Below are 291 nucleotides of genomic sequence, written 5' to 3' on the forward strand. Positions count from 1 at the left end.
CCTTTCCTATTTTAACCATATTTTCCACATCGAAAGGTTCAACTAGATTTGTTTTATATAAGTTAGGATCGTTTTTATTAAATAAGTAAGATGTAATATTATGTACAGATTCTGTATCAAAAAGACAATTTCCATTTGTGACTTCATTAAAGTTTTGTTCATACACATCTTTATAAAGATTAATCCCGCATTCTTTCCAATTACGCAAGGTTTCCGAATCCGTTACAAACAAACGTCCATTCGTTGAATTAACATAAAGTCTTCCTTTTTTTGAATTAGAAGCAGAGTCGC

The 291-nt window shown here is 30.2% G+C and carries 1 protein-coding gene; it reads right to left on the minus strand.

The features are described from left to right. Positions 1–291, minus strand: a 291-nt coding sequence (locus R0J88_RS19505; protein WP_410900798.1) for a hypothetical protein, incomplete at both ends; no start/stop codon positions are given.

Source organism: Pseudoalteromonas sp. SIMBA_162, assembly GCF_046535955.1.
Taxonomy (GTDB): domain Bacteria; phylum Pseudomonadota; class Gammaproteobacteria; order Enterobacterales; family Alteromonadaceae; genus Pseudoalteromonas; species Pseudoalteromonas marina.